Source organism: Egicoccus sp. AB-alg2 (genome assembly GCF_041821065.1).
Taxonomy (GTDB): Bacteria; Actinomycetota; Nitriliruptoria; order Nitriliruptorales; family Nitriliruptoraceae; genus Egicoccus.
Map to the genome: position 1 here is coordinate 119,483 of NZ_JBGUAX010000011.1, position 25,864 is coordinate 145,346.

Sequence of the window (25,864 nt, forward strand, 5' to 3'; positions counted from 1 at the left end):
TCGCCGGAGGTCATGTCCGTGTCCGACGCTGCCACGCCCGAGGACCGGCCCGACTTCGTGGGACGGGTGATCGGGACCGAGGACGCCACGCCGCTCGAGTTCTGGGTCGGTGTCGCCCCCGACCGGTTCCTCCAGCTCGACGACGTGGTCGCCCTGCAGCGCACCCCGCCCGGCCGCGACCCGGTGATGATCTACGGCGTCGTCAGCCAGGTCCGCGCCCGCCACGAGGGCGCGCGGTTCGACTCGGACGTGTTCCTGATCGAGGACGGCGTGCTGCCCGCCGAGGTCGCCGAGGCTGCCAAGGTGCTCTCCACGCGCTTCGAACCGGAGGTGTTCGTCCCGCCGCTGCCCGGCCAGTCGGTGCTCAAGGCCGAGGGCGAGGACCGCGACCAGGCGCTGTTCTTCGACCGGATGGCGGCGCGCCTGCCGGCCGGGTCGTCGCGCGACGGGCAGCCGGTGTTCGTCGACCTCGACTTCGTCGACGGCACCCGCGGCGCGCACGTGAACATCTCCGGGGTCTCCGGCGTGGCGACCAAGACCACCTACGCGACGTTCCTGCTGCACAGCCTGTTCACGTCCGGGGTGGTCGCGTCCGCCCACAACGCCAAGGCGCTGATCTTCAACGTCAAGGGCGAGGACCTGCTGTTCCTCGACCACGAGAACGCCAAGCTCGACGAGGTGCAGCGCGACCGGTATGCGGCGCTCGGGCTGCCCGCCAGCGCGTTCAAGTCGGTCGACTTCTGGGCGCCGCCGCGCCGCGGTGCAGCCAGCGCCGCACCCGACACCGGCGCACGCAGCGAGGGCATCACCTCGTTCGCGTGGTCGCTGGAGGAGTTCTGCCGCGACGGGCTGCTGCCGTTCCTGTTCGCCGACGCCGGCGACGACCGCCAGCAGTACACGATGGTGGTCCACAACGTGACCGCCCAGCTGCAGAAGACGGCGGTGCCGATCGGTGACGGGGCCGTCTCCGTCGACGGGGAGTCGGCCCGCAGCTTCCGGGAACTGATCGACCTGATCCGCGCCCGGGTGGAGGACGAGCTCACCGCACCGGAGTGGGCGGGGCGTGCCGTCGGGATCGGCACGGTCAACGCCTTCGTGCGGCGGTTGTACGGCTCGCAGCGCCACCTCGAGCACCTCATCCGTGGCGACCTGTCGGATCCGCGCAAGCACAAGATCTCGCACGACGCGCAGGTCACGGTCGTGGACATCCACAACCTGAACGACCGGGCCAAGCGGTTCGTCGTGGGCGTCGTGCTGCGTCGGGCCTTCGAGGACAAGGAACGGTCGGGCAGCCCCGACCCGTTGACGTTCATCGTGCTCGACGAGCTCAACAAGTACGCCCCGCGCGACGGCACCTCCCCCATCAAGGAGATCCTGCTCGACGTGGCCGAGCGGGGCCGGTCGCTGGGCATGATCCTCATCGGCGCCCAGCAGACCGCCTCGGAGGTCGAACGCCGGGTGGTCGCCAACTCCGCCATCCGCGTGGTCGGCCGGCTCGACGCGGCCGAGGCCTCGCGCGAGGAGTACGGCTTCCTGCCCACCGTGCACCGGCAGCGCGCGACCATCGTCAAGCCGGGGACCATGATCGTCAGCCAGCCACAGTTGCCGGTTCCGCTGGTCGTGGAGTTCCCGTTCCCGGCCTGGGCGACCCGCCCATCGGAGGCCGGCCAGGGACCGCCACGTGCGGATGGCGCGCTGGTCACGCAGCCCGACGACCCGTTCGCCGACCTCGACGGCGACGGCGGCCTGCCGTTCTGATCGCCCCCGCGACGGTCCTGCGCGGACGACCGGACGGGCACACGGTCGTCGCTCCACGCGGGCCGGACCACTAGCGTCCGCGTCCGGCAGGAGGGCCGCCCGTCGTGTCGTGCAACCGCGTCGCACTCGCGCGTCGCTGCGTGCTCGCCGTCCTCGTGGGGGCGCTGGCCGCCTGTACGGGCGCGGACTCGGCCGCGCCCGAGGAACCCACCACGACGGACCGGCCTCCGGGGGACGAGGCGGATCCCGCCGAAGCGGATCCGGACCAGGAAGCGAGCGCGGAGCCGGCGCGCGACTGTGCCGCGGACGGACCACCCGACGCCCTCACCGACCTCACCGGCGACGACCCCGCTGCCGTCGCGCGCGCCGTCAGCGACATGACGCACCGCTGCGCCGACGTCGTGGTCGTGGCCGCCGCGGGCGACGCCTGGGCGCCGACGCTGGCCGCTCCCCTGGCGGCCGCAGCGGAGGCTCCGCTGCTGCTGGTGGACGACGACGTCGCGACGGTGGTCGAAGCCCTGCACGCGCTCGAGCCGACCCGGATCGTGACGGTCGGCCTGGGCCCGGAGGTACTGGCTGGCACGGACCTGCCGGCCGAGGTCGCCGCCGTCGGCGCCGAGCCGCGCAGCGTCGACGGATCAGACGCGGAGACCGACGACGCGTCGGAGGACGCCGACACCGCCGACACCGGCGACACGGCGACCGATGGCTCCGACCCGGACGCCGACACGGCGGACGCCGGGAGCGAGGCGGCTGCGCTGGCGCTGGCGGTCCTGACCGACCTCGACAGCGGCCACGTGCTCGCGTTCGACGCCGGGCATGCCGGCGCACGGGCGGCCGCCCTCTCCCGCGCGGACGAGGGACTGCCGCTGCTGCCACTACCGACCGACGACGAGGCGCTGCAGGCCACCGTCACCGAACTGCCCGCTTCCGTACGACTGGAGACGCTCGGGCGCAACCAGGACGACGCGCAGGCGTTGGCCGACCGGCTGGTCGACCTCGGCGTGGACGCGGAGGCGGCGACGGCCCCCCGCTTCGCCACCGACCCCAGCGAGGTGGCCTGGTTGGCCGATCCCGGCGACACCGCCTCCTACGCCGTCGCGGCTGCGGCCGCCGGAGCCCGCGGCGAGGTGCTGCTGCCGATCGACGGCGCGGCGCCCTGGCGCGGAGCGGCGCGCACGGCGCGGCTGCGCACGGTCGCTCCCGACCGGATCGCGCTGCTCGGGTCCGTGGACCCCGAAGCCGCGGCGTGGCAGCTGCCGATCGTGCTCGCCGGGCCGCCGCTGCCCGGTGGCGGCTACACCCTCTTCGAGGGTGAACGGATGGTGGCGCTGTACGGCACGCCCGGTTCCACGGCGCTGGGCGCGCTCGGCGAGCAGGACCTCCCCGCGACCATCGACCGGCTGCGCGAGGTGGCCGAACCCTACGGCGCCGACGGTCACGCGGTCCTGCCCGCGTTCGAGATCATCACGACGGTCGCGTCCGCCGCCGCCGAGCCGACCGGCGACTACTCGCGCCGGATCGATCCGGAGACCCTGCGGCCGTGGATCGAGCGCGCCGCCGAGGAGGGCATCTACGTCATCCTCGACCTCCAGCCGGGACGCACCGACTTCCTCGACCAGGCGAGGGAGTACGAGGACCTGCTGCGCCTGCCCCACGTCGGCCTGGCGCTCGACCCCGAGTGGCGGCTCGAGGACGACGAGGTGCACCTGCGCCAGATCGGCTCGGTCGAGGCCGCCGAGGTGCAGCGGGTCGCGGACTGGCTGGCCGAACTCGTCCGCGACGAACAGTTGCCCCAGAAGCTGCTGCTCCTGCACCAGTTCCGGTTCTCCATGCTCCCGGACCGGGACACGATCGAGGTCGGCCCCGAGCTGGCCGGGGTCGTGCACATGGACGGCCAGGGGCCGCTGGGCACCAAGTACGAGACCTACGACGCCATCACCGCCGGCGCCGAGGACCGCTGGCTGTGGGGTTGGAAGAACTTCTACGACGAGGACTCCCCGACCGCCACGCCGGCGCAGGTCCTCGACCTCGACCCGCTGCCCGTGTTCGTCTCGTACCAGTGAGCCATGCGGCCCCCGAGCCGGTTCGCGCCCGGTCAGGCGTCGACCGGCACGCTGTACACCACGACGTTGTCGACGTAGTGGCGGGTGCTTCGATCGAACTCGCCGCCACACGTGATGAGGGTCAGACGGCGCTCGCTGGTGACCGGCCAGATGTCGTCGACCGGCAACTCGTCCTTCGGGGTGCGCGCGGACGACTCGACCACGAACTCCGCCACGTCGCCGCTGTCGTAGTGGACGAGGATCCGGTCACCGGCGGCCAGGTCCCGCAGCCGGTAGAACACGTCCGGTCCCGCCCGCGAGTCGACGTGCGCGGCGATGGCCGCCGGCCCGGGATGTCCGGGCTTGGGGCCTTCCGCGTACCAGCCCGCGAGCCCGAAGTCGGGCACCTCCATGGCGCCATCGGCCTCGAGCCCGAGCTCGACCAGTCGGGCGTCCACGTCGATCGCCGGGACCTCGACACGGATCGGTTCGCCCTGCGGCACGGCGGCCTCGGGTGTCGGGTCCGGCGTCGGTGACGGGGTGGGCGTCGCGCGGGGCGACGGCGAGGCGACCGGTGCCGCCGGCTGTGGCGGCGACGCCGCGGGCGCACCGCCGCAGCCGGTCACCAGCGTCAGGCACAGGACCGCCGCCGCGGCCACGAGGCCACGGCGGCGGTCCGCGCGATCAAGCGCCATGCGTCAGCGGCCGGCGAGGCGGCGGCGCAGCAGCAGCCCGCCGACGCCTGCGAGACCGGCCAGGGCGATCAGGCCCGCACCGCCGTCGGCCGGAGCGGCGCCACCGGCGCCGGCCTCCACCCGGTTGGGACGCGGGACCGCGACCGGCTTCGGGCTGCCCGTGGACGGGGTGCCGCCGGTGTTGCCGCCGCCGACCGCGGCCGGGACGATCTCACCGGCGCTCACGGCGACGTAACCGCCGTCCTGGAAGGCGAGCGACACGTAGAAGTCGAGCGCCCGGTTGGCCGGGACGGTGAACGCGAAGCTGCCCACGCCGTCCTCACCGGCCTCGCCGGCACCCACGACGTCGGGCTCGCCGAACGGCAGGTCCTCGAGCAGCAGGTCCTCGTCCAGCGTGCCGTCGAGGTCCTCGAGGAGGTCCTCGAGGTCACGGATGTAGTCGACGATCTCACGGACGCTGAAGAACTGGACGCCGTAGACGAACTCGCCCGGCTCCATCTCCTGGGCCGTGCAGGTCGCGACGCTGCCGGCCGTGACCGGGTCCGGGCAGTCCATCGACCCGATCGTGAACTCGAAGTCGCCCAGGGCGAAGCCCTCGAACTCGACGAGATAGGTCTCCGCGCCCGGCTCGCCCTGCGCGACGACGCCGTACACCTCGGCGTAGACGACCTCGCCCGGGATGGCGAAGTCGAACGCGATCGTGCCGTCCTCGGCGGGCGTCACGGTCGCGCCGTAGACCTCGCTCGGCTCCTCGAACGCGGCGTCGTCCTCGAGGTCCCCCAACGTGACGCCGAAGATCTCCACGCCCCATTCCGCGTCGACGGCGGGGTCGAGCCCCTCGGCGACGCAGGAGACGGCCTGGCCCGGCTCGAACCAGTAGAACTCGTCGCCGTCGTCGGTGATGAGTTCGGCGTCGCAGACCACCGCGGGGTCCGCGGCAACGTCGTCTTCCTCGTCGGTGGGCTCGCCGTCGGTGGGCTCACCATCGGTCGGCTCGCCGTCGGTCGGTTCGGGCGAGCCCTCGCCCGCGCCGTCATCCTCGTCGGCAGGGTCGTCCTCGCCCCCGCCCAGGTCGTCTTCGTCCTCCTCGGCGACCTGCTCGGTCGGCTCTTCCGTCTCCTGTGCCCACGCACCAGCCGGCGCCACCGCGGCGACGGCGAGCGCGCCCGCCATGGCGGCGGCGACCAGGGTGCCGTTCCTACGGCACCGCGCAACGAACTGCATGATCTCGTCCCCCTCGACGACGCGTCCCCGTTAGCCCCTGCGGCCGGATCGCGGGCGCGGACGATACGCGGTGCCCACCTCGGACAGGTGCACCTGGCCGCCGCTGAGCGTTCAGCGCATCTTCAAGGGTGGAGCGGCGGGTTTCGCTGGAGTCGACGCTCCGCCGGCCGGCCTTGCACGGCGAGCTGGCTCAGGCGTCCGCCACCAGGCGGAAGCGGTGCTCGGGCCGACCGGTCGTGCCGTAGCGCATGCGACGCTCGACCTGTCCCGTCTCCACCAGGTGCTCCAGGTAGCGACGCGCGGTGGCGCGGCTGACGCCGCTCTCGGCGGCGATCTCGGACGCCGATGCGGCGCCGTCGAGGTCGCGCAACGCCGTCACCACCAGCTCGAGGGTCGGGCCCGCCACGCCCTTGGGCGGGTCGGGAGGCACCGGCCGCAGGGCGCCGAGCAGCCGGTCGACGGTCGCCTGGTCGGCCTGGGCCGTCACCGGCAGCTGGGCACGCCAGTCGCGGTACTGGGCCAGCTTGTCGCGGAAGGTCGCGAAGGTGAAGGGCTTGACGAGGTAGTGCAACGCACCGCCACGGATCGCGATCCGCACGGTCTGCACGTCGCGGGCCGCGGTCACGAAGAACAGGTCCGGCTGCGGTTCGGGCAGCGTGCGGATGGCCTTCGCCACCTCCAGCCCGGACCGGTCGGGGAGGTAGACGTCCAGCAGGACCAGGTCGGGCCGCAGCTGCTGGACCTGTTCGATCGCGGCGGCGCCGGTCAGCGCACTGCCGACGGCCTCGAAGCCCGCGAGCTTGTCCACGTACTCGACGTGCAGGCGTGCGACCCGGAAGTCGTCGTCCACCACCAGCGTCCGGATCACGGCGAGGTCCCCTCCGTGCAGGACCCGCCGCGGCCGGACACGCCCGCCGCCGCGGCCGTCGCGGCGGCCGTCCCGGTGGCCGTCAGCGCCGCCACCGGCAGGCTCACGGTGAACACCGCGCCGCCGGCGTTGCGCACCGCGAGCTCCCCGCCGAGGCGCGCGACGACCTGCCGCACGAGCGCGAGACCGATGCCGCGACCGTCCCGGCCGGCGGCCTTGGTCGAGTACCCGCGGTCGAAGACGCGCTCCAGGTCCTCGGCGCGCACCCCCGGCCCGTGGTCGGCGACGACCACCTCCAGTTCGGCCCCGCGCTCGCGCACGGTCACCTCGACCCGCCGGTCGGCGACGGCCGCCTCCACGCACGCGTCGATCGCGTTGTCGATCAGGTTGCCGGTGACGGTCAGCAGCGGCTTGGGATCGGCCAGCTCGCAGCCGAGGTGGCTGTCCGCTGTCAACACCAACTCGACATCGCGTTCGGCAGCGATCGCCGTCTTCGCCAGTAGCAGCGCGACCAGGCTCGGGTCGTGGAGCCGGCCGGCCAGCCGGTCGGACAGCTGCTGGTGGCCGACGGCGGTCGCCGTCAGCAGCGTCAACGCCTCCTCGTGGTGGCCGAGCTCGATCAGCCCCGCGACCGTGTGCACGTGGTTGTCGAACTCGTGGGCCTGGGCCCGCAGCGCATCGGCGACGTCGCGGACCCCGTCGAGCTCGCGCGACAACTCCACCAGCTCCGTGCGGTCGCGCAGCGTGACGACCGTGCCGACCGACTCGCCGCGGACGCTGACCGGCATGCGGCTGGCCACCAGCACCTGCGCCCCGGCGAAGACGGCGACGTCGTCGGCCCGGTCGCGGCCGGTCAGCAGGTCCCGCAACGGTCCGGGAACCAACAGCGCCTCGGGACGCTCGCCGACCGGGTCGTCGTGGAGCTGCAGCAGCCGGCGGGCCTCGTCGTTCACGACGGCGACGCGACCGTCCGGATCGAGCCCGACGAACCCCTCCCGGATGCCGTGCAGCATGGCCTCGCGGTGCTCCAGCAGGCTCGCGATCTCGCGTGGCTCGAGCCCGAAGGTCAGCCGCTTGAAGCGCCTGGCTAGCAGCAGCGAGCCAGCGATCCCCAGGGCCAGCGCCGGCGCCACGAAGAGCAGCGCCGTGGGCAGCTGCTCGACGACGAAGTCCGCGACGACGTGCTCCATCAGGATGCCGACCGACACGATCCCGACCACCTCGCCGTCCGCGACGATCGGCGACTTGCCCCGCACGGAATGGCCCAGCGTGCCGGTCTCCACCTCGACGACGCGACGGCCGGAGAGCGCCGGCCCGGGATCGGTCGACACCCGCTCCCCCAGCCGTTCCGGGTCCGGGTGCGAGAAGCGCAGACCCTGCGCATCGGTGATGACCACGAACGACATGCCCGACGCCTGCCGCACGGCCTCGCCCAGCGGCTGCAGCGTCGAGGTGTCCCGCGCCAGCACCCCCTCGGCGACCGACGGCAGGGCGGCCACGGCGTCGGCGATGGCCAGGGCCCGCTCGCCGTAGTCGGTCTGCAGCTGTGCCCGGGTCACGTGGAACCAGGCGACGGCGCCGACCAGCAGCGTGAGGAGCAGCACGCTGATCTGCAGCAGCAACAGCTGGCCGGACAACGGCAGGTGCCGGCGCACGGTTCCTCCCATCGAGCTGGTCGGCTCGTGTCTCCCCGTGAGCGTCAACGCTAGCGCCGACCGGCCACACCACGGCCTGCACAAAACGAGCAGAACGCGCAGTAGGAAACCAACGACCGCAGTGACCGCATGTCTCGACGTGCCCGCCCGGGCGCCCTTGGGTGACGCCAGCGCGACCAGAGGGTCGCCGCGTCGAACATGGGAGAGATTCGACATGCACAGCTTCTTCACGCGTGCCCGCCCGCTGGCGGCGGTCGCGGCGCTGGCCCTGGCGGCCGCGGCCTGCGGCGCCGACGCGGAGCAGGCCGCCGCCGGCGACCAGGCCGGTGACGATGCCGCGGCAGCCGACTGGGCCCCCTCGGAGCCGATCGACTACATCGCCCCGGCCGGATCCGGCGGGGGGTGGGACACCCTCGCCCGCACGACCGGCCGCGTCCTGGAGGCGTCGGACCTCACCGACGTCGCGTTCCCGGTGCAGAACGTCGAGGGCGGCGGTGGCGCCGTCGGGTGGGCCAACGTGGCCCGCAAGGCCGGCGACGACCACACCCTGTTCGTGACCAGCCCGCCCATCATCCTCGTGCCCCTGGCCGGCGAGTCCGGCCACGACCACACCGACTTCACGCCGATCGCACGCCTGATCACGGACTACATGGTCTTCCTCGTGCCGGCCGACTCGGACCTCGACAGCATCGGGGAGCTGTTCGACCGTGCGGCCACCGAGGGCGACTCGTTCGCGATCGCCGGTGGTTCCGCGCCGGGCTCCATGGACCACATCGCGCTCGCCGGTGCGGTCGACGCCGCGGGCCACGATGCCCGCGCCATCAACTACGTGCCCTTCTCCGGGGGCGGTGAGGCGATGACGGCGGCCCTCGGCGGCCACGTCGACGCCGTCGTGACCGGTGCCGGCGAGGCGCTGGCGCAGATCGAGGCCGGCACGCTGCGGGCGCTGGCAACCTCGGCGCCCGCCGGCGAGTCCCCCCTCGACGGCGTGCCCAGCCTCGCCGAGGAGGGCATCGACCACGGCTTCGACATCTGGCGCGGTGTGATGGGCCCGCCCGACATGGACCCGTCCGCGGTCGCCTACTACGAGCAGTTGTTCGCCGACATGCTCGAGCTCGACGAGTGGGCCGAGCAGCGCGACGGCCTCGGCTGGATCGACGCCTACCAGGACGGCGCCGAGTTCGGGGCCTTCCTCGACGAGCAGCGCGCCCAGTTCGAGACCATCCTCGACGACCTCGGCCTGTTGGGCTGAGACGCCGCCGGCGCGGGTGACCGGGAGCCTCCGGCGTTCCGTCACCCGCCCCGTGCGGTGGCTCGAAAGCGCTGCTGCCATGGACACCTTCCGCGTCACCGACCGCACCATCGGCCTCGTGGTCGGGGTGCTCGCCACCGTCTACCTCGTCGCTGCCTGGCGGATCACCGCGTTCTCGCTCGGCAACGTCCCGGTCCAGTCGCGCGCCTTCCCGCTGGGTCTGGGCTTGGCGCTGCTGACCATGTCGCTCGTGCTCGTCACGCGGCCTTCCGCGGCCACGGCCGCCGACGACGACGAGGACGGCGACGTGCCGGCCACGACGCCCGCCGAGGCGCGTCCCATCCCCCACCGCACCGACGACGACCGCGTCGAGGTGGCCGTGCTGCTGCTCGGCGCCGTCGCCTACGTCGTCGCGTTCGTGCCCCTGGGCTTCGTCGTGTCCACGATCCTCTACGTCGTCGCGATGGCCTGGTGGTTCTCGCAGGCGCGCCTGTGGGTCGCCTTCGTCGTGGCGAGCGTCCTGGCCGTCGGTGGCCAGTTCGCGTTCGCCGAGCTGCTGCGTGTGCGGCTGCCCGGCGGGCTGCTCGCACCGCTCGGGTTCTAGGAGGCGGCCGTGACAGCGCTGCAGAACCTCGCCTTCGGCCTCTCGGTCGTCTTCGAGCCCGGCAACCTGCTGCTCGTGCTGCTCGGCGTGCTCGCCGGCACGATCATCGGCATGCTGCCCGGCCTCGGGCCGATCACCGCGATCGCGCTGCTGATCCCCACCACGTTCGGCATGGAGCCGGCGTCCGCGCTGATCCTCCTCGCCGGGGTCTACTACGGCGCCGTGTTCGGCGGCTCCACGTCGTCGATCCTGCTCAACGCGCCCGGCATCTCCGGCACCGTGGCCACCAGCTTCGACGGCTACCCGATGGCCCGGGCGGGCAAGGCCGGCAAGGCGCTCGCGATTGCCGCGATCGCCTCCTTCGTCGGCGGCACGTTCGCGCTGCTGTGCCTGGCGCTGATCGCCCCGCTGCTCGGTGCCGTCGCCGTCTCGTTCGGACCGGCCGAGTACTTCGCCCTGATGGTGCTCGGGCTGACGGCCGTCACCTCGCTGTCGGAGGGGCGGCTGACGAAGGGACTGATGGCGGCCACCTTCGGGGTGATGGTGTCGATCGTGGGGATCGACCAGCAGACCGGCACGCTGCGCTACACGTTCGGTCGCCCCGAGCTCTACGAGGGCGTCGACTTCCTCGTCGTCGTACTGGGCGTGTTCGCGCTCGCCGAGGTGCTGCGGCTGGCTCTGCAGCGCGGCGAGAACCGTCAGCAGTCGGTGGGGTCGCTGCGGCTCGGCCGCGCCGAGCTGCGCGAGATCGCGCCTGCCACCGGCCGCGGCTCTGTCGTCGGCTTCTTCACCGGCGTCCTGCCCGGCGCCGGCGCGACGGTCGGCTCGTTCCTCGGCTACGGGCTCGAGAAGCGCATCGCGAAGGACCGGCGCAGCTTCGGGCGCGGCAACCCGCGCGGTCTGGCCGCGCCGGAGGCCGCCAACAACGCGGCCGCCGTCGGCTCGTTCGTGCCGCTGCTGACGCTTGGGGTGCCCGGGTCGGGCACCACCGCGGTCCTGCTCGGTGCGTTGCTGGTCGTCGGGATCCAGCCCGGACCGATGATGTTCGCCGAGCGGCCCGAGGTGTTCTGGGGCGTCATCGCCAGCATGTACGTCGGCAACATCGTGCTGCTGATCCTGAACCTGCCGCTGATCCCGCTGCTCGCCCGCATCCTGCGCACCCCGCGGCCCTTGCTGCTGCCGCTGATCGTCGTGTTCTGCGTGATCGGGGTCTACGCCGTCAGCTTCAGCACCTTCGACCTGTGGCTGCTGCTGCTCTTCGGGATCATCGGCTTCCTCATGCGGGCCAACGGGTTCCCGGCCGCGCCGCTGATCCTGGGACTGATCCTCGGCGACATCATGGAGGTCTCCATGCGCCGGGCCCTGCAGATCTCCAGTGGCGACTGGAGCGTGTTCCTCACCAAACCGATCTCCGCCTCGCTGTTGGCGCTCGCGACGGTCAGCCTGGTCGTCCCGCCCCTGCTCGCGCGGCGCGCGGCCCGGCGGGCGACCCGCCACCCTGTCGAGACGGATCGAGAGCCCGTCCCCTGACGCCCGAGGTCGCCGTGCACCTGCTGACCACGATCCTGGCCGCCGTCGCCGGCGCCGCCGCCTTCGAAGCGCTCAAGGTCCCCGCCGGGGCGCTCGTCGGTTCCATGGCAGCCGTGGCGGTCGTCAACCTGACCGGCTTCGAGGTGGCCCACCTGCCCGGCTGGGCGCGCTTCGCGGCGTTCACCGCCATCGGCTGGATCATCGGTCAGGGGCTCGATCGGCAGGTGCTGGCGTCCCTGGGCGAGCGGGTGGGCGTCATCGTCGCCTGCGTCGTCGCGCTGCTGGCGGTCGGCGGCCTGCTGACCTGGCTGCTGGTGCACTTCGGCATCGTCGATCCGGCGACCGCCTTCCTGGCCACGTCGCCCGGCGGGTTGTCGCAGATGGCGGCGCTCAGCGCCGCGGTCGACGCCGACGCCGCGCTGGTCACGACCCTGCACGTGGTGCGCGTCGTGGTCGTGGTGGTCGCCGCCCCGTGGGTGGTGCGCCTCCTGCAACCCGGCTGAGCAGCCGCCGCGGTCGGGGGGCAACGAGCGAGCGCAGCGAGCGAGAAAGGGGACCCGACCCAATCCCGAGCCGGTCGGGGGGCAACGAGCGAGCGCAGCGAGCGAGAAAGGGGACCCGACCCAATCCCGAGCCGGTCGGGGGGCAACGAGCGAGCGCAGCGAGCGAGAAAGGGGACCCGACCCAGCATTCAGAGCCAGATGGGGGACCCAGTCGAGGCCGACTGGGGGGCAACGAGCGAGCGCAGCGAGCGAGATGGGAGACCCAGTCAGGGAATGTCGCAGCCGGTCCGTAGAGTGGCGCCATGCGCATCCTCCACACCAGTGACTGGCACGTCGGTCGTACCGTGCGCGGCCGCAGTCGTGCCGACGAACACCGCGCCGTTCTGGCGGAGATCGCCGGTATCGCTCACGAGCGCGAGGTCGACCTGATCCTGGTCGCGGGCGACCAGTTCGACACCGCGGCCCCGTCCGCGGAGTCGGAGGCGATCGTCTACCGCGCGCTGCTCGACCTCGCCGCCACCGGCGCGCACGTCGTGGTGCTGGCCGGCAACCACGACAACCCGCGCCGGTGGGCGGCGGTGCGCCCGCTGCTGGAGCTGGGCAACGTCCACCTCGCGGACCGGATCGTGCGGCCGGACCAGGGCGGGGTGCTGGATCTGCCCACGCCGTCGGGCGAGGTGGCGCGGGTGGCGCTGATCCCGTTCCTGTCGCAGCGCTCGATCGTGACCGGTGATCAGCTGATGGCGCACGACGCGGCGCAGCAGGCCAGCACCTACGCCGACCGGGCGCGACGCATCATCGCGGCGCTGACGGCCGACTTCGGCTCCGGGGACACGGTCGATGTCGTGGTCGGACACCTCACGGTCGCGTCGGGCGAGCCGGTGCTCGGTGGCGGCGAGCGGCAGGCACACACCATCTTCGACTACGTCGTGCCGCCGCAGGCGTTCCCCTCCACCGCTCACTACGTGGCGCTCGGGCATCTGCACCTGCCCCACCGCATCCCCGGCCCGGCACCGACCTGGTACTGCGGGTCGCCACTGCACCTCGACTTCGGCGAGGCCGACCGCGGCGCGAAGCAGGTGCTGCTGGTCGAGGCAGCCCCGGACACGCCCGCGAAGGTGGAGGGCATCGACCTCACCGCCGGCCGGCGGATGCGCACCGTGCGCGGCAGCGTCGACCAGGTCCTCGCGCGCGGCCGCGACCTCGACGACGACTACGTGCGTGTGCTGCTGGAGGAGGCGCCACGGCCGGGGCTCGCCGACGAGGTCCGCGACGCCCTCCCGCAGGCGGTGGACGTCAGCGTCGTGCGTCCCGTCGACGACGACGCGGCGACGTCCGCGGACGACGTCCCGTTCGACGCGGACGCGCTGCGCCAGTCGCCGGTGGCGCTGTTCGGCGAGTACCTCGTCGACCAGGGCGTCGAGGACCCGCGCCTCGACAAGCTGTTCGCGGAGCTGCTCGACGAGACGGCACGTCCGGACGACGAGGACGGCGCCGGCGACGCGTCGACCGGCCGGACGGAGCCGTCGCGCAGCGCAGGGGGTGGCCGGTGAGACCGCATCGCCTGGAGCTGGAGGGGTTCAGCAGCTTCCGCGACGCCACCACGGTGGACCTGACGGACGCGGAGCTGTTCGTGCTCTCCGGCCCGACGGGTGCCGGCAAGAGCTCGATCATCGACGCGGTCGTGTTCGCGCTCTACGGCAACGTGCCGCGCTACGACGACCGCCGGCTGGTCGCCCCGATCGTCAACCAGAACCGCAACGAGGCGCGCGTGCGGCTGACGTTCACGGTCGCCGAGCGCACCTACCAGGCCACCCGGGTGGTCCGCCGTACCAAGACGGGGGCCACCACCAAGGAGGCGCGGCTCGAGGACGTCACCGACGGCGGCGTCGTCACGCTGGCCGGCAACGCCGACGAGCTGTCGACCGCCATCGGCCGGCTGCTGGGGTTGAGCTTCGAGCAGTTCACCCGGTCCGTCGTGCTGCCGCAGGGCGCGTTCGACCGGTTCCTGTTCGCCAAGCCCTCGGAGCGCGCGGACCTGCTCGTCCAGCTGCTCGACCTCGGCGTGTACGAGGACATCGGCAAGCGGGCGCGGCTGCGCGCGACGCAGGCCGAGGCGCGGGTCGCCGAGCTGCAGCGCCGGCTGGACGGCGAGCTGGCCGAGGCCACGCCCGAGGCCCGCGACGAGGTGGCGGCGCGGCTCGAACGACTCCAGTCGCTGGCGACCCGCTGCGAAGAGCTGCAACCGGAGCTGGACGCGATCGTCGAGGAGGGTCACCGGCGCCGTCGCGATGCGGAGGAGGCGGCGCGCGCCGTGACGACGCTGACCGGGTTGGACCTGCCGCCGGGCACCGCGGAGCTGGGCCATCGGCTGCGCGAGGCGGCCGAGCGCCGCGCCGCGGCCGACGACGCCCTGGCGACGGCCACCGCCGCGGTCGAGGCCGCCGAACGGGAAGCGGACGCCCTGCCGTCAGCCGACGCCGTCGCGGAGTTCGGCCGGCTGGTGGCGGACCTGGCCGCTGCGGACGCACGCACCGCCGAGCTGGCGGTGGCCGCCGATCAGGCGGCGCGGGCCGCCGCGGAGGCAGCGGCGGCCGAACACGACGCCGGGCAGGCCGTTGAGGCGGCCCGTGCGGCGGTGGACGATGCCCGGCGCACGGAGCTGGCGCTGACGCTCGCCGAGCACCTCGAGGTCGGCGCGCCGTGCCCCGTGTGCCTCGGCGAGGTCGCGTCGTTGCCGGACCATCCGCCGGCGACCCGGACCGCTTCGGCGCGGGCGGCGCTGACCGAGGCCGAGGCCGCGGCCCAGCGCGCCCGCCGCCAGCACGCCGATGCCGACCGGCAGGCGGCCGCGGCCGAGAAGGCCGTGCACGCCCACGCCGACCGCGTCGCGGAGCTGGGCAGCCGCCGCGAACAGCTGACGCAGCGGCTGCAGGTGGCCGCGGACCCGGCCGAGCTGCGCACGCTGGCGCAGCGCGTCGACGCCGCGCAGCAATCGCTGGGCGCGGCGAAGGGCGCAGAACGCCAGGCGCGTGCCGCGGCGCGGGAAGCTGCCGTCGCGGCCGACGAGCTACGGGCGCGCGAACGGGCGGCATGGGGCGCGTTCGACCAGGCCCGCGACGCCGTCGCCGCGCTGTCCCCGCCCGCCGTCGACCGTGACGATCTCACGGCGGCCTGGCAGACCCTGCTGGCCTGGGCGCAGGAGCAGGTCCCGCAGGCACAGGCGCGTGCCCGGACCGCCGAGGCCGAGGTGGATCGGGCCAAGGCGCGCTGGCGCGAACTCGACGCGCGGCTGCGACAGGATTGCACCGAGGCCGGCGTGGAGCTCGCGCCGAAGGCGACGCCGGCGGTGGCCGTCGCGGAGGCGGCCGCCACGGCCCGCCACCGGCTCGAGGTGCTGCAGGACCGCCTCGCACGCGCCGGGCAGGCCCGCGAAGAGCTGGCCACGGCCCGCGAGGAACAGCGGGTCGCCAAAGCGCTCGGTGACCATCTGCGAGCCGACGGCTTCGAACGCTGGCTGCTGAACCGTGCGCTCAAACTGCTCGTGGTCGGCGCGTCCGGGATCATGCGTGACCTGTCCTCGGGCGCCTACTCGCTGGGACTGGACGACACGAACCAGTTCCTCGTCGTCGACCACCGCAACGCCGACGAGCCGCGCACCGTCCGCAGCTTGTCCGGCGGCGAACGCTTCCTCGCCTCGCTGGCGCTGGCGCTCGCGCTGGCGGAACACGTCGCCGACCTCGCCGCGGATGGTGCGGCCCGGCTGGAGTCGCTGTTCCTCGACGAGGGATTCGGCACGCTCGACGCCGACACCCTCGACGTCGTGGCCGCAGCGATCGAGGAACTCGGCTCGCGCGGGCGCATGGTCGGCATCGTCACCCACGTGCACGACCTCGCCGAACGCCTGCCGGTGCGCTTCGAGGTGCGCAAGGGGCCGTCCGGGTCGCTGGTGCGGCGGGTCGACGCAGGCCAGCCTTCAGCGGAGCTGGACGCGGGGGACGCGGCATGAAGCTGGTCGTGGACAGCTGGGCACCCGAACTGGGTGGGGCCGGCGGCGGGGACGACCTGCCGGCCGGGCCCGGCGACGTCGATCCGAACGTCGAGGTGCCCGCCGCCGACTGGGCGCCGCGGCGACCGGCCGTCGTCAGCGACCGGCCCGTCGGGTTCGTCGACGGCGTGCGCCGCGTCGAGGGCGTGCTGTGGCGGGCCGACGACACCCCGGACGGCGCCGTCCGGCAGGCGGCCGCGGTGTCGATCGCTGCCGGCGCCGTGTGCTGCACCGGCGACAAGGCCACGATCACCACCACCGAGGTGCAGCGGCTGCTGGTGGGGCCGGCCGGCTTCCAGGCCCTGCAGACGCGGGCCGGGCGGTTCGAGCCACGCGCCGTCGCCGACGACGACCCGGCAGCGCTGCAACGGGGCATGCAGGAGCGTCTGCGGCGGCTGGAGCGCCGGTTGCTGGACCAGCTCGCCTGGCCCGACGGGGTCGGCGAGGTGGGCCTGCTCGTCCTCGATGGTCCGCTGGACGGGTCCGTCGAGGTCCCCCATGCCGTCGGCTACGTGAAGACTCACCACGTCGCGTACCTGCCCGAGGAGGTGCGCCACGTCATCACCGCGCTCCGGCCCGGCGAACGCACCCCGCTGTTCCTGGCGCAGTCGTCGTGGACCCGGTTCAGCTGGTACCTGCGCCTCCCGTACGGCGGCGACCACCCGTGGGCGGGGATCGTGCGCTGCGAGGCGTCGGCCGACGTGGGTCCCGCGGACGCGACCCGGCTGGCGGACCTCGCGGCCGGGCAGCTGCCGCGGTTCGCGTCGCGGCCGCACAAGGACCGCCGCGCACCCCAGAACCTCTACCCCATCGCCGGGCTCGAGCGGCATCTCAAGCGTCTGCTCGGTGACGGCAACCACGTGCTGCGGGCGCTGCGTGACGCCGCGCGGCAGCAGACCGTCGCCTGAAACCGACGACTCGGCAACGGATCGGCCGCGGGGCGCGTCGTGACGGTCATCCGCATTCCGAGAGACACCGGAGCACCTGGCATGAGCGTGATGAAGGAACGCATGCTGCGCGGCGAGCTGTACCTCGCCGCCGACCCGCAACTCGAGGCGGACAACGCCCGGGCGCAGCGGCTGCTCGACCGCTACAACGCGACCGGCCACGACGAGCAGGGCCTGCGGGACCGGCTGCTGCGTGAACTGCTCGGCGCGTGCGGCGACGGCGTGGTGGTGAAACCGTCGTTCCGGTGCGACTACGGCCGCCACATCAGCATCGGCGAGGGCACGTTCGTCAACTACGACGCGATCTTCCTCGACGTCGCCCCGATCACGATCGGCGCAGCCGGCCAGATCGCCACGCGGGTCCAGCTGCTGACCGCCACGCACCCGGTCGACCCGGGACCGCGGCGGGCGGGCTGGGAGTCCGGCCAGCCGATCATCCTGGGCGACAACGTCTGGCTCGGCGGCGGCGTGATCGTGTGTCCGGGCGTCACGATCGGTGACGACACCGTGGTCGGCGCCGGCGCGGTCGTGACCCGCGACCTGCCGGCCGGGGTGGTCGCGGTCGGCAACCCGGCACGGATCCTGCGCGAGATCGGCGAGACCGACCGGGTGGCGGTCCCCGACCGGGCCTGAGGGTGGTGTGGGCAGCGACGCGAACGAACGTGTAGGCTGTCCGCTCACGCGCTGGTCAGGACCGCAAGTTCCTCGCTTTCGTCGGGAACATCCTGGGCCGGCGCGTTTTCGATAGGAAGCGAAACATGCCAGAGGGCACCGTCAAGTGGTTCAACGCCGACAAGGGCTTCGGGTTCATCAGCCCGGCCGAGGGCGGCGAGGACCTGTTCGTCCACTTCTCCGCGATCCAGGCCCAGGGCTACAAGTCCCTGGACGAGGGTCAGCGCGTCGAGTTCAACGTCGGTCAGGGCCAGAAGGGCCCGCAGGCGACCGAGGTCACGCCCCTCTGAGGGTGACCCGACGACGATCCTGAGGTTCGCACGACGGCGTTGCTGCCCGACGGACACCAGAATCGACACGAGCCCCGCCTCCCGGCGGGGCTCGTGCTCTTTCCCGGCGCCCTCCGGTTCAGCCGGTCGGCAGGGCGACCAGCTGCTCGTGGATCTCGTCGGCCCAGGCGGCGATCGCCGCCCAGTCGCGGAAGTCGCCGACCGGCGCATGCAGGGCCCGGACGATCGCCCGCTCGGCGAACCCCAGCGATCCCCGGTCGAGCCGGCCGGCGAACGTGCGGTGACCGCGGGCGGGCAGGGTGCGGAGCAGCTCGCGCGGCTCCGCGGCGTCCTCGACCGGCTTGGGCGGGTCGCCGACCGGGCCGGAGGAGAACAGCCACACCGGCCGCTCCGAGAGTACGGCCGTCGAGCGTTCCACCAGCTGCCGCGCCGGGTCGAGCCAATGGCCGGCGTACACGGCGCTGCCGAGCACGACGGCGTCGAACCGTTCGACGTCCTCGACGACCTCCGGGTCCGCGACCACCACCCGCAGGCCGTGGCCGGCCAGCCGCTCGCCGATCGCGGCGGCGATCTCTCGGGTTGCACCGTGGCGGGAGGCCGCCGACACCAGGACCTGCATGGTCTCACCTCGTCCCTGGACGCCCCCGTCGCTTCGGGGTTACGGTCCGAGCCTGTCCCCGGATCAGCGACGCCGACAGGGCGCTTCGTCCGGTCCCGGCCGGGCCATTCGCCTCCCGAGCCGGACGTGGCCCCGGGCGGAGGACAGTGATCCACCGGCCATGACCACGACGGCGGCTCCGGTCGATAGGTTGCCGAACCGGGGACGGCAGGAGTGAACGCGCAGTGGCCGATCGCATGGACGACGCGAGCCGCCATGCCGCCGACGACGCATTGCGGCTCAGTGAGGAGCGTTTCCGGCTCCTGGTCGACAGCGTCGCCGACTACGCCATCTTCATGCTGGATCCGACCGGCATCATCCAGAGTTGGAACGTGGGTGCCCAGCGGCTGAAGGGTTACGCAGCCGCGGAGGTCATCGGCCGCCATTACTCGCTGTTCTACACCCCGGAGCTGCGCGAGGAGCGGTGGCCGGAGCGACTGTTGGCGACGGCACTGGCGGAGGGGCGTGCCGAGCACAGCGGCTGGCGCGTTCGCAAGGACGGCAGCCGGTTCTGGGCCGACGTCGTCATCACGGCCCTGTTCGACGACGCCGGCGTCCACACCGGCTTCGCCAAGGTCACGCGCGACATGACCCAGGCCCACGAGACGGCGCAGGCGCGCGAGCGCGCGCTCGAGGAACGACAGCATGCCATCAGCCGCCTCCAGGAGCTCGACGAGTGGCGACGCGAGCTCGTCGGCGCGATCGTCCACGACCTGCAGACGCCGATCATCGGTATCAGCGGCTTCGTCGACCTGCTGGCGACCGGGGCCATCACCGACGAGGAACGGCCGCAGATCTTCGAGCGGCTGCGCTCCAACGCCCGCTCGCTCCAGGAACTGGTCACCAACCTGCGTTCCTACACGCTGCTCAGCGACGGCCGCGTCCAGCTGCAGCCGGAGAAGGTCGCGCTGCGCGACTTCGCCGGGGACCTCGTCGCCGACATGTCCCCGGTGCTGGCCGACCACCCGGTCCGCCTGACGCTGGACGAGCTGGACGTCGAGGCCGACCGTGGCGCGCTGGAGCGCGTGCTGCGCAACCTGCTCGGCAACGCGGCCCGGCACACGCCCGACGGGACGCCGGTGCAGGTGCGCGGCTACGAGCAGGGCGACGACGTCGTCCTCGAGGTGCGCGACGAAGGCCCCGGCGTCCCGCCGCAGCTGCTGGCGCGAATGTTCGACCGTTTCGAACGCGGCACCGCCGGCGGGACGGGGCTCGGCCTGTCCATCGCCCGCCAGCTCGTGGAACTGCACGGCGGCACGATCGACGTGGAGAGCGCACCGGGAGAGGGCGCGACGTTCCGGGTCCGCCTGCCGCGCCGCCGCCCCTGACACCGGAGTCCCTCGAAACGGGGCCACGTGAGCCGTTCAGGTCGGTGTCGTGTCGGACTCGACGGCGGCGCGGAACTCATCGAGGATCCACCGATGAGTTCCGACGTCCCACGGCGTCGGTAGAACGACGGATGACGTTCACGAAAGGGAGTCGGATGGCGGGCGTACGCGTGTTGGTCGGCACGACGAAGGGCGCGTTCGTGCTGCGCTCGGACGAGCGCCGGCGGGACTGGGAGGTCGAAGGGCCCCTCTTCGGCGGCTGGGAGATCTTCCACGTCACGGGATCGCCGGTGGATCCGGACCGGCTCTACGCCTCGCAGGCCGGCGGCTGGTTCGGCCAGGTGATCCAGCGCTCGGACGACGGCGGCCGGTCGTGGAGCGCTGTCGGCAACGAGTTCGCCTACGACGGCGACCCCGGCACGCACCAGTGGTACGACGGCACACCGCACCCCTGGGAATTCGCCAAGGTCTGGCACCTGCAGCCGTCCCTGACCGACCCCGAGGTGGTGTTCGCCGGCATCGAGGACGCGGCCCTGTTCCGCTCCGACGACGGCGGCATGACCTGGGCGGAGCTGTCGGGGCTGCGCTCGGGCACGTCCGGCCCGTCCTGGCAGCCGGGCGCCGGTGGGCTGTGCCTGCACACCATCGTGCTCGACCCCACCGACGAGCAGCGCATCCTCGTCGCCATCTCCGCCGCCGGCGTGTTCCTCAGCGAGGACGGGGCGACGTTCCGCCCGGCCAACAAGGGGCTGCGCTCCGGCGAGATCCCGGCCGAGGAGGCCGAGGTCGGCCACTGCGTGCACAAGATCGCCCGTCACCCGTCACGGCCGCGCACGCTGTACATGCAGAAGCACTGGGACGTGATGCGCAGCGACGACGGCGGTGGCAGCTGGGAGGAGGTCAGCGGGGACCTGCCCACCGACTTCGGGTTCGCCATCGACGTGCACGCCCACGAGCCGGAGACCGTCTACGTCGTCCCGATCAAGAGCGACTCCGAGCACTACCCCATCGACGGCGCCCTGCAGGTCTACCGCAGCCGCACCGGCGGCGGCGAGTGGGAGCCGCTGACGAAGGGTCTGCCCCAACAGCACTGCTACGTCAACGTCCTGCGTGACGCGATGGCCGTGGACGGACTGGAGTCGTGCGGCGTGTACGTCGGCACCACCAGCGGTCAGCTGTTCGGCTCGGCCGACGCCGGTGACACGTGGGTGCCGATCGTGGAGGGGCTGCCGCGCATCCTCTCCGTCGAGGCGCAGACGCTGCCATGATCCGCGTCCTGCTCCCCCACCACCTGCGCAACCTGGCGCAGGTCGACCACGGCGAGGTCCGCCTGGACGTCGAGGCGCCGGTGACCACCCGGGCCGTGCTCGACGCGCTCGAGGCCGCCTATCCCGTCCTGCGCGGGACGATCCGCGACCACGGCACCCACCGGCGTCGCGCGTTCGTGCGCTTCTTCGCCTGCGGCGAGGACCTGTCCCACGAGCCGCCGGACCAGCCGCTGCCGGACGCCGTCGCGCGCGGCGACGAGCCCTTCGCCGTGATCGGCGCGATGGCCGGTGGCTGAGCGCACACCGACGTGGCAGGATCGCGCCGATGACCAACGGGCCCGCCAACACCCAGCACCTGCGCGACCTCGCGCTGCTGCGCCGCGTTCGCGATCGGATCGACCGGGAGTACGCGCAGCCGCTGAACGTCGAGGCGCTCGCACGCGGGGTCCACATGTCGGCCGGCCACCTCAGCCGTCGGTTCCGGCTCGCCTACGGCGAGTCGCCCTACAGCTACCTGATGACCCGCCGCATCGAGCGGGCGATGGCCCTGCTGCGGCGCGGCGACCTCAGCGTCACCGAGGTCTGCTTCGCGGTCGGCTGCGCGTCGCTGGGCACCTTCAGCACCCGCTTCACCGAGCTGGTCGGAGTTCCGCCCAGCGTCTACCGCCAACAGCAGGCGCAGGCCGCCGCCGGGATGCCACCGTGCGTCGCCAAGCGGGTGACCAGACCGGTCAGGAATCGAGAAGCACCGGTCTCCGCCACACCCCTAGCGTGACGCCGTCCAACGATCCCGACCCCGGAGGTGACCGCCATGGACATGATCATCCACTCCACCTTCCTGCCGCACGACGACGCCGAGGCGTCGCTGGCGTTCTACCGCGACGCGCTCGGCTTCGAGGTGCGCAAGCAGGTCGAGTACGGCGGCATGCACTGGAACACGGTCGGTCCTCCGGGGCAGCCCGACGTCAACATCGTCCTGCACCCACCGGGCGCCGACCCCGGCATCACCGAGGACGAGCGCCGCACCATCGCCGAGATGATGGCCAAGGGGACCTACGCCAGCATCATGCTGGCCACCAAGGACCTCGAGGGCACGTTCGAGCGGGTGCAGGCCAGTGGCGCGGAAGTCGTCCAGGAGCCGACCGACCAGGCCTGGGGAGCGCGCGACTGCGCCTTCCGGGATCCGGCCGGCAACATGGTTCGCGTCCAGGAACTGCGCTGAGTCGTCCGATGGCGCAGCCCCGTGACCGCCAGGCACGCAAGGCGGACTCGCTGGCGATGCTGGCGACCCCGGCGATCGACGCCTGGGTCGCCACGGCGTCGGCGGTCGGCGCGCCCCACCTCGTCCCCCTGTCGCTGGTCTGGGTGGACGAACGCGCGGTGGTCGCGGTCGAGGAGTCCTCGGTCACCGCGCGCAACCTGACCACGTCCGGCACGGCGCGACTGGCCGTCGGCCCCACCCGCGACGTAGTGATGATCGACGCCGCCCTGGAGAAGGTCGTCCCCGTCTCCGACGACCAGTCGTTGGGGTCGGCCTACGTCGCGCAGGCCGACTGGGATCCGCGCCGCAGCACGGGCTACGTGTTCCTGGTGCTGCGCCCGGTCCGTATCCAGGCCTGGCGCCAGGTGAACGAGATCCCGGGCCGCACGCTGATGCGCCAGGGGTCCTGGCTGACCTAGGAACGCTGCCCGCGCCGCCGCACGCGGCGACGAACCGCTGGAGCCACGATGAGCACGATCACGCAGACCTCCGCGCCGGCACCGACGCGGCACGCTGCCGATAGCCACGACCTGATCCGCGTGCACGGCGCACGGGAGAACAACCTCCAGGACGTGCACGTCGAGTTGCCCAAGCGCCGCCTGACGGTGTTCACCGGCGTGTCCGGCTCCGGCAAGAGTTCGCTGGTGTTCGACACGATCGCCGCGGAATCGCAGCGGATGATCAACGAGACCTACAGCGCCTTCGTGCAGGGCTTCATGCCGACGCTGGCGCGCCCCGACGTCGATCGGCTCGAGGGCCTCACGACCGCGATCATCGTCGATCAGGAGCGGATGGGCGCGAACCCTCGTTCGACGGTCGGCACCGCCACCGACGCCAACGCTCTGCTGCGCATCCTGTTCAGCCGGCTCGGCGAGCCGCACATCGGTCCGCCCAACGCCTACTCGTTCAACGTGCCGTCGGTGTCGGCCAGCGGGGCCATCACCGTCGAACGTGGCGGCAAGACCAAGGCCGAGAAGGCGACCTTCAACCGCCTGGGCGGCATGTGCCCGCGGTGCGAGGGCATGGGCTCGGTCACCGACTTCGACCTGGCCGCGCTGTACGACGACTCCAAGTCGCTCGCCGACGGCGCCCTGACGATCCCCGGCTACAGCATGGACGGCTGGTACGGCCGGCTCTTCAGCGGCGCCGGGCTGCCCATGGACAAGCCGATCGCGAAGTTCACGAAGAAGGAACTGCAGACGCTGCTCTACAGCGAGCCGACCAAGATCAAGGTCGAAGGCATCAACCTCACCTTCGAGGGCGTGATCCCGAAGATCCAGAAGTCGATGCTCTCCAAGGACGTCGAGGCGATGCAGCCCCACGTGCGTCGGTTCGTGGAGCGGGCGGTGACGTTCACGGCCTGTCCGGAGTGCGACGGCACCCGCCTCGCTGCGGAGGCGCGGTCGTCGAAGATCGACGGGAAGAACATCGCCGACGTCGGCGCCATGCAGATCAGCGACCTGCGCGAGTGGGTCCGCGGCGTGGACGCACCGTCGGTGGCGCCGCTGCTGGCCGGACTGCAGCACCTGCTCGACTCGTTCACGGCGATCGGACTGGGTTACCTGAGCCTCGACCGGCCGTCGGGCACGCTGTCGGGCGGCGAGGCGCAGCGCACCAAGATGATCCGCCACCTCGGCTCCGCGCTGACCGACGTCACCTACGTCTTCGACGAGCCCACGATCGGTCTGCACCCGCACGACATCCAGCGGATGAACGACCTGCTGCTGCGGCTGCGCGACAAGGGCAACACCGTGCTCGTCGTGGAGCACAAGCCGGAGACGATCGCGATCGCCGACCACGTCGTCGACCTCGGCCCCGGCGCGGGCACGGCGGGAGGCACGATCTGCTTCGAGGGCACCGTCGAGGGGCTGCGCGCCAGCGACACGATCACCGGCCGCCACCTCGACGACCGCACCCGGCTGAAGGAGGCGGTCCGCTCGGGCAGCGGCGCGCTGGAGATCCGTGGGGCTTCGACGCACAACCTCCGGGACGTCGACGTCGACGTCCCGCTGGGCGTGCTGTGTGTCGTCACCGGTGTGGCCGGATCCGGCAAGAGTTCGCTGATCCACGGCTCGGTCGCCGGCCGCGAGGGTGTCGTCGTGGTCGACCAGGGCGCGATCAAGGGCTCGCGACGCAGCAACCCCGCCACCTACACCGGCCTGCTCGACCCGATCCGCAAGGCGTTCGCGAAGGCCAACGGGGTGAAGCCGGGCCTGTTCAGTGCCAACTCCGAGGGCGCCTGCCCCACCTGCAACGGCGCCGGGGTCATCTACACCGAGCTCGGGGTCATGGCCACGGTCGAGTCCACCTGTGAGACCTGCGAGGGCAGGCGGTTCCAGGCGGCGGTGCTGGAGTACAGGCTGGGCGGACGCAACATCGCCGAGGTACTCGAGATGCCGGTGGCCGAGGCGGAGGCGTTCTTCGGCGCCGGCGAGGCGCGGACCCCGGCGGCGCACAAGATCCTCGACCGGCTCGCGGACGTCGGGCTCGGCTACCTCACGCTCGGGCAGCCGCTGACCACGCTGTCCGGCGGTGAACGCCAGCGCCTCAAGCTCGCCGTGCAGATGGGCGCCGACGGCGGTGTCTACGTCCTCGACGAGCCGACCACCGGTCTCCACCTCGCCGACGTCCAGCAGCTGCTCGCACTCCTCGACCGCCTGGTCGACGACGGCAAGTCGGTCATCGTCATCGAGCACCACCAGGCGGTCATGGCACACGCCGACTGGATCATCGACCTCGGTCCGGGCGCCGGCCACGACGGCGGCCGGGTCGTGTTCGAGGGCACGCCCGCCGATCTCGTGGCCGCCCGCTCCACCCTCACCGGCGAGCACCTCGCCACCTACGTCGGCGCCTGACGGCGCAGCACGGAGAGGTTGGCCGTGCACCGTCATGCCCGGGCGTGCCGACCGACGAGGTGAGCCGGCCCCGCCCGGCCCGTCACGTGACTTCTACCCGCCGCCACCAGCAGCCGAGTCCGCACCTCGGCGTCGAGGTGGTGCGCGAGAACGCGTTCGCGTGCGGCGGCGACGGGGGCGCTCGCTCGCCGGTGCGCGGGGGCGAAGCCATTACGCAGCGCCCGCTCGGCTCGTCCGAGCGACACCGCGGCGACGAGATCACCTCCGATACCACGTGCCCGCTGACGGTTCGCCGTTCCACGTTCGGCACGGCGCCACACCGAAAACCTGACTCTCGCCATGTTGTGGGTAGCGGACGGAGGTCGGGCGGGCTGGCGACAACCCGAAACCTGACCAGGGTCAG

23 protein-coding genes are annotated in these 25,864 nt (G+C 72.7%); 18 read left to right on the plus strand and 5 right to left on the minus strand.

The features are described 5' to 3' along the window. The first annotated feature begins 12 nt into the window (after positions 1–12). Positions 13–1,758, plus strand: coding sequence for an ATP-binding protein (locus ACERM0_RS20005; RefSeq protein WP_373680400.1), 1,746 nt, complete (start codon positions 13–15; stop codon positions 1,756–1,758). Between the two features lie 104 nt (positions 1,759–1,862). After that, complete coding sequence (locus ACERM0_RS20010; protein WP_373680401.1) at positions 1,863–3,824, plus strand: hypothetical protein; 1,962 nt, start codon at positions 1,863–1,865, stop codon at positions 3,822–3,824. A 32-nt stretch (positions 3,825–3,856) separates the two neighbouring features. Here the strand turns inward: ACERM0_RS20010 and ACERM0_RS20015 are convergent, their stop codons facing one another. The 4 genes from ACERM0_RS20015 to ACERM0_RS20030 form a co-directional block, all read right to left on the minus strand. Next, positions 3,857–4,498 (minus strand): class F sortase, encoded by a 642-nt coding sequence (locus ACERM0_RS20015; protein WP_373680402.1) that lies wholly within the window; start codon positions 4,496–4,498, stop codon positions 3,857–3,859. A 3-nt stretch (positions 4,499–4,501) separates the two neighbouring features. Continuing rightward, positions 4,502–5,722: a hypothetical protein gene (locus ACERM0_RS20020; protein ID WP_373680403.1), complete on the minus strand. Its 1,221-nt coding sequence runs from the start codon at positions 5,720–5,722 to the stop codon at positions 4,502–4,504. 190 nt (positions 5,723–5,912) lie between these two features. Continuing rightward, entirely contained in the window at positions 5,913–6,590 is a 678-nt protein-coding gene (locus tag ACERM0_RS20025) for a response regulator (RefSeq protein WP_373680404.1), read from the minus strand. Further along, complete coding sequence (locus ACERM0_RS20030) at positions 6,587–8,245, minus strand: ATP-binding protein (RefSeq protein WP_373680405.1); 1,659 nt, start codon at positions 8,243–8,245, stop codon at positions 6,587–6,589. The genes ACERM0_RS20025 and ACERM0_RS20030 overlap by 4 nt, the downstream gene beginning before the upstream one ends. A gap of 214 nt (positions 8,246–8,459) precedes the next feature. Between ACERM0_RS20030 and ACERM0_RS20035 the strand changes: the two genes are divergently transcribed. From ACERM0_RS20035 to ACERM0_RS20075, 9 genes are all read left to right on the plus strand, one after another. Next, the gene (locus ACERM0_RS20035) at positions 8,460–9,497 is read left to right on the plus strand and encodes a tripartite tricarboxylate transporter substrate binding protein (protein ID WP_373680406.1); all 1,038 of its coding nucleotides are present in this window, start codon (positions 8,460–8,462) and stop codon (positions 9,495–9,497) included. A 79-nt stretch (positions 9,498–9,576) separates the two neighbouring features. Beyond that, complete coding sequence (locus ACERM0_RS20040) at positions 9,577–10,101, plus strand: tripartite tricarboxylate transporter TctB family protein (RefSeq protein WP_373680407.1); 525 nt, start codon at positions 9,577–9,579, stop codon at positions 10,099–10,101. Between the two features lie 9 nt (positions 10,102–10,110). After that, a complete protein-coding gene (locus ACERM0_RS20045; protein WP_373680408.1) occupies positions 10,111–11,631 on the plus strand; it encodes a tripartite tricarboxylate transporter permease in 1,521 nt (506 codons plus the stop codon). Positions 11,632–11,645: 14 nt separating this feature from the next. After that, positions 11,646–12,134: an AbrB family transcriptional regulator gene (locus ACERM0_RS20050; protein ID WP_373680409.1), complete on the plus strand. Its 489-nt coding sequence runs from the start codon at positions 11,646–11,648 to the stop codon at positions 12,132–12,134. 302 nt (positions 12,135–12,436) lie between these two features. Next, positions 12,437–13,687 (plus strand): exonuclease SbcCD subunit D, encoded by a 1,251-nt coding sequence (locus ACERM0_RS20055; protein WP_373680410.1) that lies wholly within the window; start codon positions 12,437–12,439, stop codon positions 13,685–13,687. Beyond that, positions 13,684–16,143 (plus strand): AAA family ATPase, encoded by a 2,460-nt coding sequence (locus ACERM0_RS20060; protein WP_373680411.1) that lies wholly within the window; start codon positions 13,684–13,686, stop codon positions 16,141–16,143. The genes ACERM0_RS20055 and ACERM0_RS20060 overlap by 4 nt, the downstream gene beginning before the upstream one ends. Next, entirely contained in the window at positions 16,140–17,090 is a 951-nt protein-coding gene (locus tag ACERM0_RS20065) for a hypothetical protein (protein WP_373680412.1), read from the plus strand. The genes ACERM0_RS20060 and ACERM0_RS20065 overlap by 4 nt, the downstream gene beginning before the upstream one ends. Before the next feature lie 81 nt (positions 17,091–17,171). After that, positions 17,172–17,762, plus strand: coding sequence for a sugar O-acetyltransferase (locus tag ACERM0_RS20070; protein WP_373680413.1), 591 nt, complete (start codon positions 17,172–17,174; stop codon positions 17,760–17,762). A gap of 125 nt (positions 17,763–17,887) precedes the next feature. Continuing rightward, entirely contained in the window at positions 17,888–18,091 is a 204-nt protein-coding gene (locus ACERM0_RS20075) for a cold-shock protein (RefSeq protein WP_373680414.1), read from the plus strand. A gap of 118 nt (positions 18,092–18,209) precedes the next feature. On the opposite strand, the gene ACERM0_RS20080 is transcribed toward ACERM0_RS20075, so the two are convergent. Continuing rightward, positions 18,210–18,710 (minus strand): flavodoxin domain-containing protein, encoded by a 501-nt coding sequence (locus ACERM0_RS20080; RefSeq protein WP_373680415.1) that lies wholly within the window; start codon positions 18,708–18,710, stop codon positions 18,210–18,212. 224 nt (positions 18,711–18,934) lie between these two features. Between ACERM0_RS20080 and ACERM0_RS20085 the strand changes: the two genes are divergently transcribed. The 7 genes from ACERM0_RS20085 (at position 18,935) to ACERM0_RS20115 (ending at position 25,461) form a co-directional block, all read left to right on the plus strand. Then, positions 18,935–20,077 (plus strand): ATP-binding protein, encoded by a 1,143-nt coding sequence (locus ACERM0_RS20085; protein ID WP_373680416.1) that lies wholly within the window; start codon positions 18,935–18,937, stop codon positions 20,075–20,077. 155 nt (positions 20,078–20,232) lie between these two features. After that, the gene (locus ACERM0_RS20090) at positions 20,233–21,345 is read left to right on the plus strand and encodes a WD40/YVTN/BNR-like repeat-containing protein (protein ID WP_373680417.1); all 1,113 of its coding nucleotides are present in this window, start codon (positions 20,233–20,235) and stop codon (positions 21,343–21,345) included. Next, the gene (locus ACERM0_RS20095; RefSeq protein ID WP_373680418.1) at positions 21,342–21,641 is read left to right on the plus strand and encodes a MoaD/ThiS family protein; all 300 of its coding nucleotides are present in this window, start codon (positions 21,342–21,344) and stop codon (positions 21,639–21,641) included. The genes ACERM0_RS20090 and ACERM0_RS20095 overlap by 4 nt, the downstream gene beginning before the upstream one ends. Positions 21,642–21,670: 29 nt before the next feature. Beyond that, positions 21,671–22,120: a helix-turn-helix transcriptional regulator gene (locus ACERM0_RS20100; protein WP_373680419.1), complete on the plus strand. Its 450-nt coding sequence runs from the start codon at positions 21,671–21,673 to the stop codon at positions 22,118–22,120. Between the two features lie 36 nt (positions 22,121–22,156). Beyond that, positions 22,157–22,567, plus strand: coding sequence for a VOC family protein (locus tag ACERM0_RS20105; RefSeq protein ID WP_373680420.1), 411 nt, complete (start codon positions 22,157–22,159; stop codon positions 22,565–22,567). Between the two features lie 8 nt (positions 22,568–22,575). Continuing rightward, positions 22,576–23,025, plus strand: a complete 450-nt coding sequence (locus ACERM0_RS20110; RefSeq protein ID WP_373680421.1) for a pyridoxamine 5'-phosphate oxidase family protein — start codon at positions 22,576–22,578, stop codon at positions 23,023–23,025. A gap of 48 nt (positions 23,026–23,073) precedes the next feature. Continuing rightward, positions 23,074–25,461: an ATP-binding cassette domain-containing protein gene (locus tag ACERM0_RS20115; protein ID WP_373680422.1), complete on the plus strand. Its 2,388-nt coding sequence runs from the start codon at positions 23,074–23,076 to the stop codon at positions 25,459–25,461. The last annotated feature ends 403 nt before the right edge of the window (positions 25,462–25,864 follow it).

Excerpts from the sequence above, each read along its gene's own strand:
- ACERM0_RS20005 (WP_373680400.1), top strand. The coding sequence starts at position 13 with ATGTCCGTGTCCGACGCTGCCACGCCCGAGGACCGGCCCGACTTCGTG.
- ACERM0_RS20015 (WP_373680402.1), bottom strand. The coding sequence starts at position 4,498 with ATGGCGCTTGATCGCGCGGACCGCCGCCGTGGCCTCGTGGCCGCGGCG.
- ACERM0_RS20020 (WP_373680403.1), bottom strand. The coding sequence starts at position 5,722 with ATGCAGTTCGTTGCGCGGTGCCGTAGGAACGGCACCCTGGTCGCCGCC.
- ACERM0_RS20035 (WP_373680406.1), top strand. The coding sequence starts at position 8,460 with ATGCACAGCTTCTTCACGCGTGCCCGCCCGCTGGCGGCGGTCGCGGCG.
- ACERM0_RS20040 (WP_373680407.1), top strand. The coding sequence starts at position 9,577 with ATGGACACCTTCCGCGTCACCGACCGCACCATCGGCCTCGTGGTCGGG.
- ACERM0_RS20055 (WP_373680410.1), top strand. The coding sequence starts at position 12,437 with ATGCGCATCCTCCACACCAGTGACTGGCACGTCGGTCGTACCGTGCGC.
- ACERM0_RS20065 (WP_373680412.1), top strand. The coding sequence starts at position 16,140 with ATGAAGCTGGTCGTGGACAGCTGGGCACCCGAACTGGGTGGGGCCGGC.
- ACERM0_RS20070 (WP_373680413.1), top strand. The coding sequence starts at position 17,172 with ATGAGCGTGATGAAGGAACGCATGCTGCGCGGCGAGCTGTACCTCGCC.
- ACERM0_RS20075 (WP_373680414.1), top strand. The coding sequence starts at position 17,888 with ATGCCAGAGGGCACCGTCAAGTGGTTCAACGCCGACAAGGGCTTCGGG.
- ACERM0_RS20080 (WP_373680415.1), bottom strand. The coding sequence starts at position 18,710 with ATGCAGGTCCTGGTGTCGGCGGCCTCCCGCCACGGTGCAACCCGAGAG.
- ACERM0_RS20090 (WP_373680417.1), top strand. The coding sequence starts at position 20,233 with ATGGCGGGCGTACGCGTGTTGGTCGGCACGACGAAGGGCGCGTTCGTG.
- ACERM0_RS20095 (WP_373680418.1), top strand. The coding sequence starts at position 21,342 with ATGATCCGCGTCCTGCTCCCCCACCACCTGCGCAACCTGGCGCAGGTC.
- ACERM0_RS20100 (WP_373680419.1), top strand. The coding sequence starts at position 21,671 with ATGACCAACGGGCCCGCCAACACCCAGCACCTGCGCGACCTCGCGCTG.
- ACERM0_RS20105 (WP_373680420.1), top strand. The coding sequence starts at position 22,157 with ATGGACATGATCATCCACTCCACCTTCCTGCCGCACGACGACGCCGAG.
- ACERM0_RS20110 (WP_373680421.1), top strand. The coding sequence starts at position 22,576 with ATGGCGCAGCCCCGTGACCGCCAGGCACGCAAGGCGGACTCGCTGGCG.
- ACERM0_RS20115 (WP_373680422.1), top strand. The coding sequence starts at position 23,074 with ATGAGCACGATCACGCAGACCTCCGCGCCGGCACCGACGCGGCACGCT.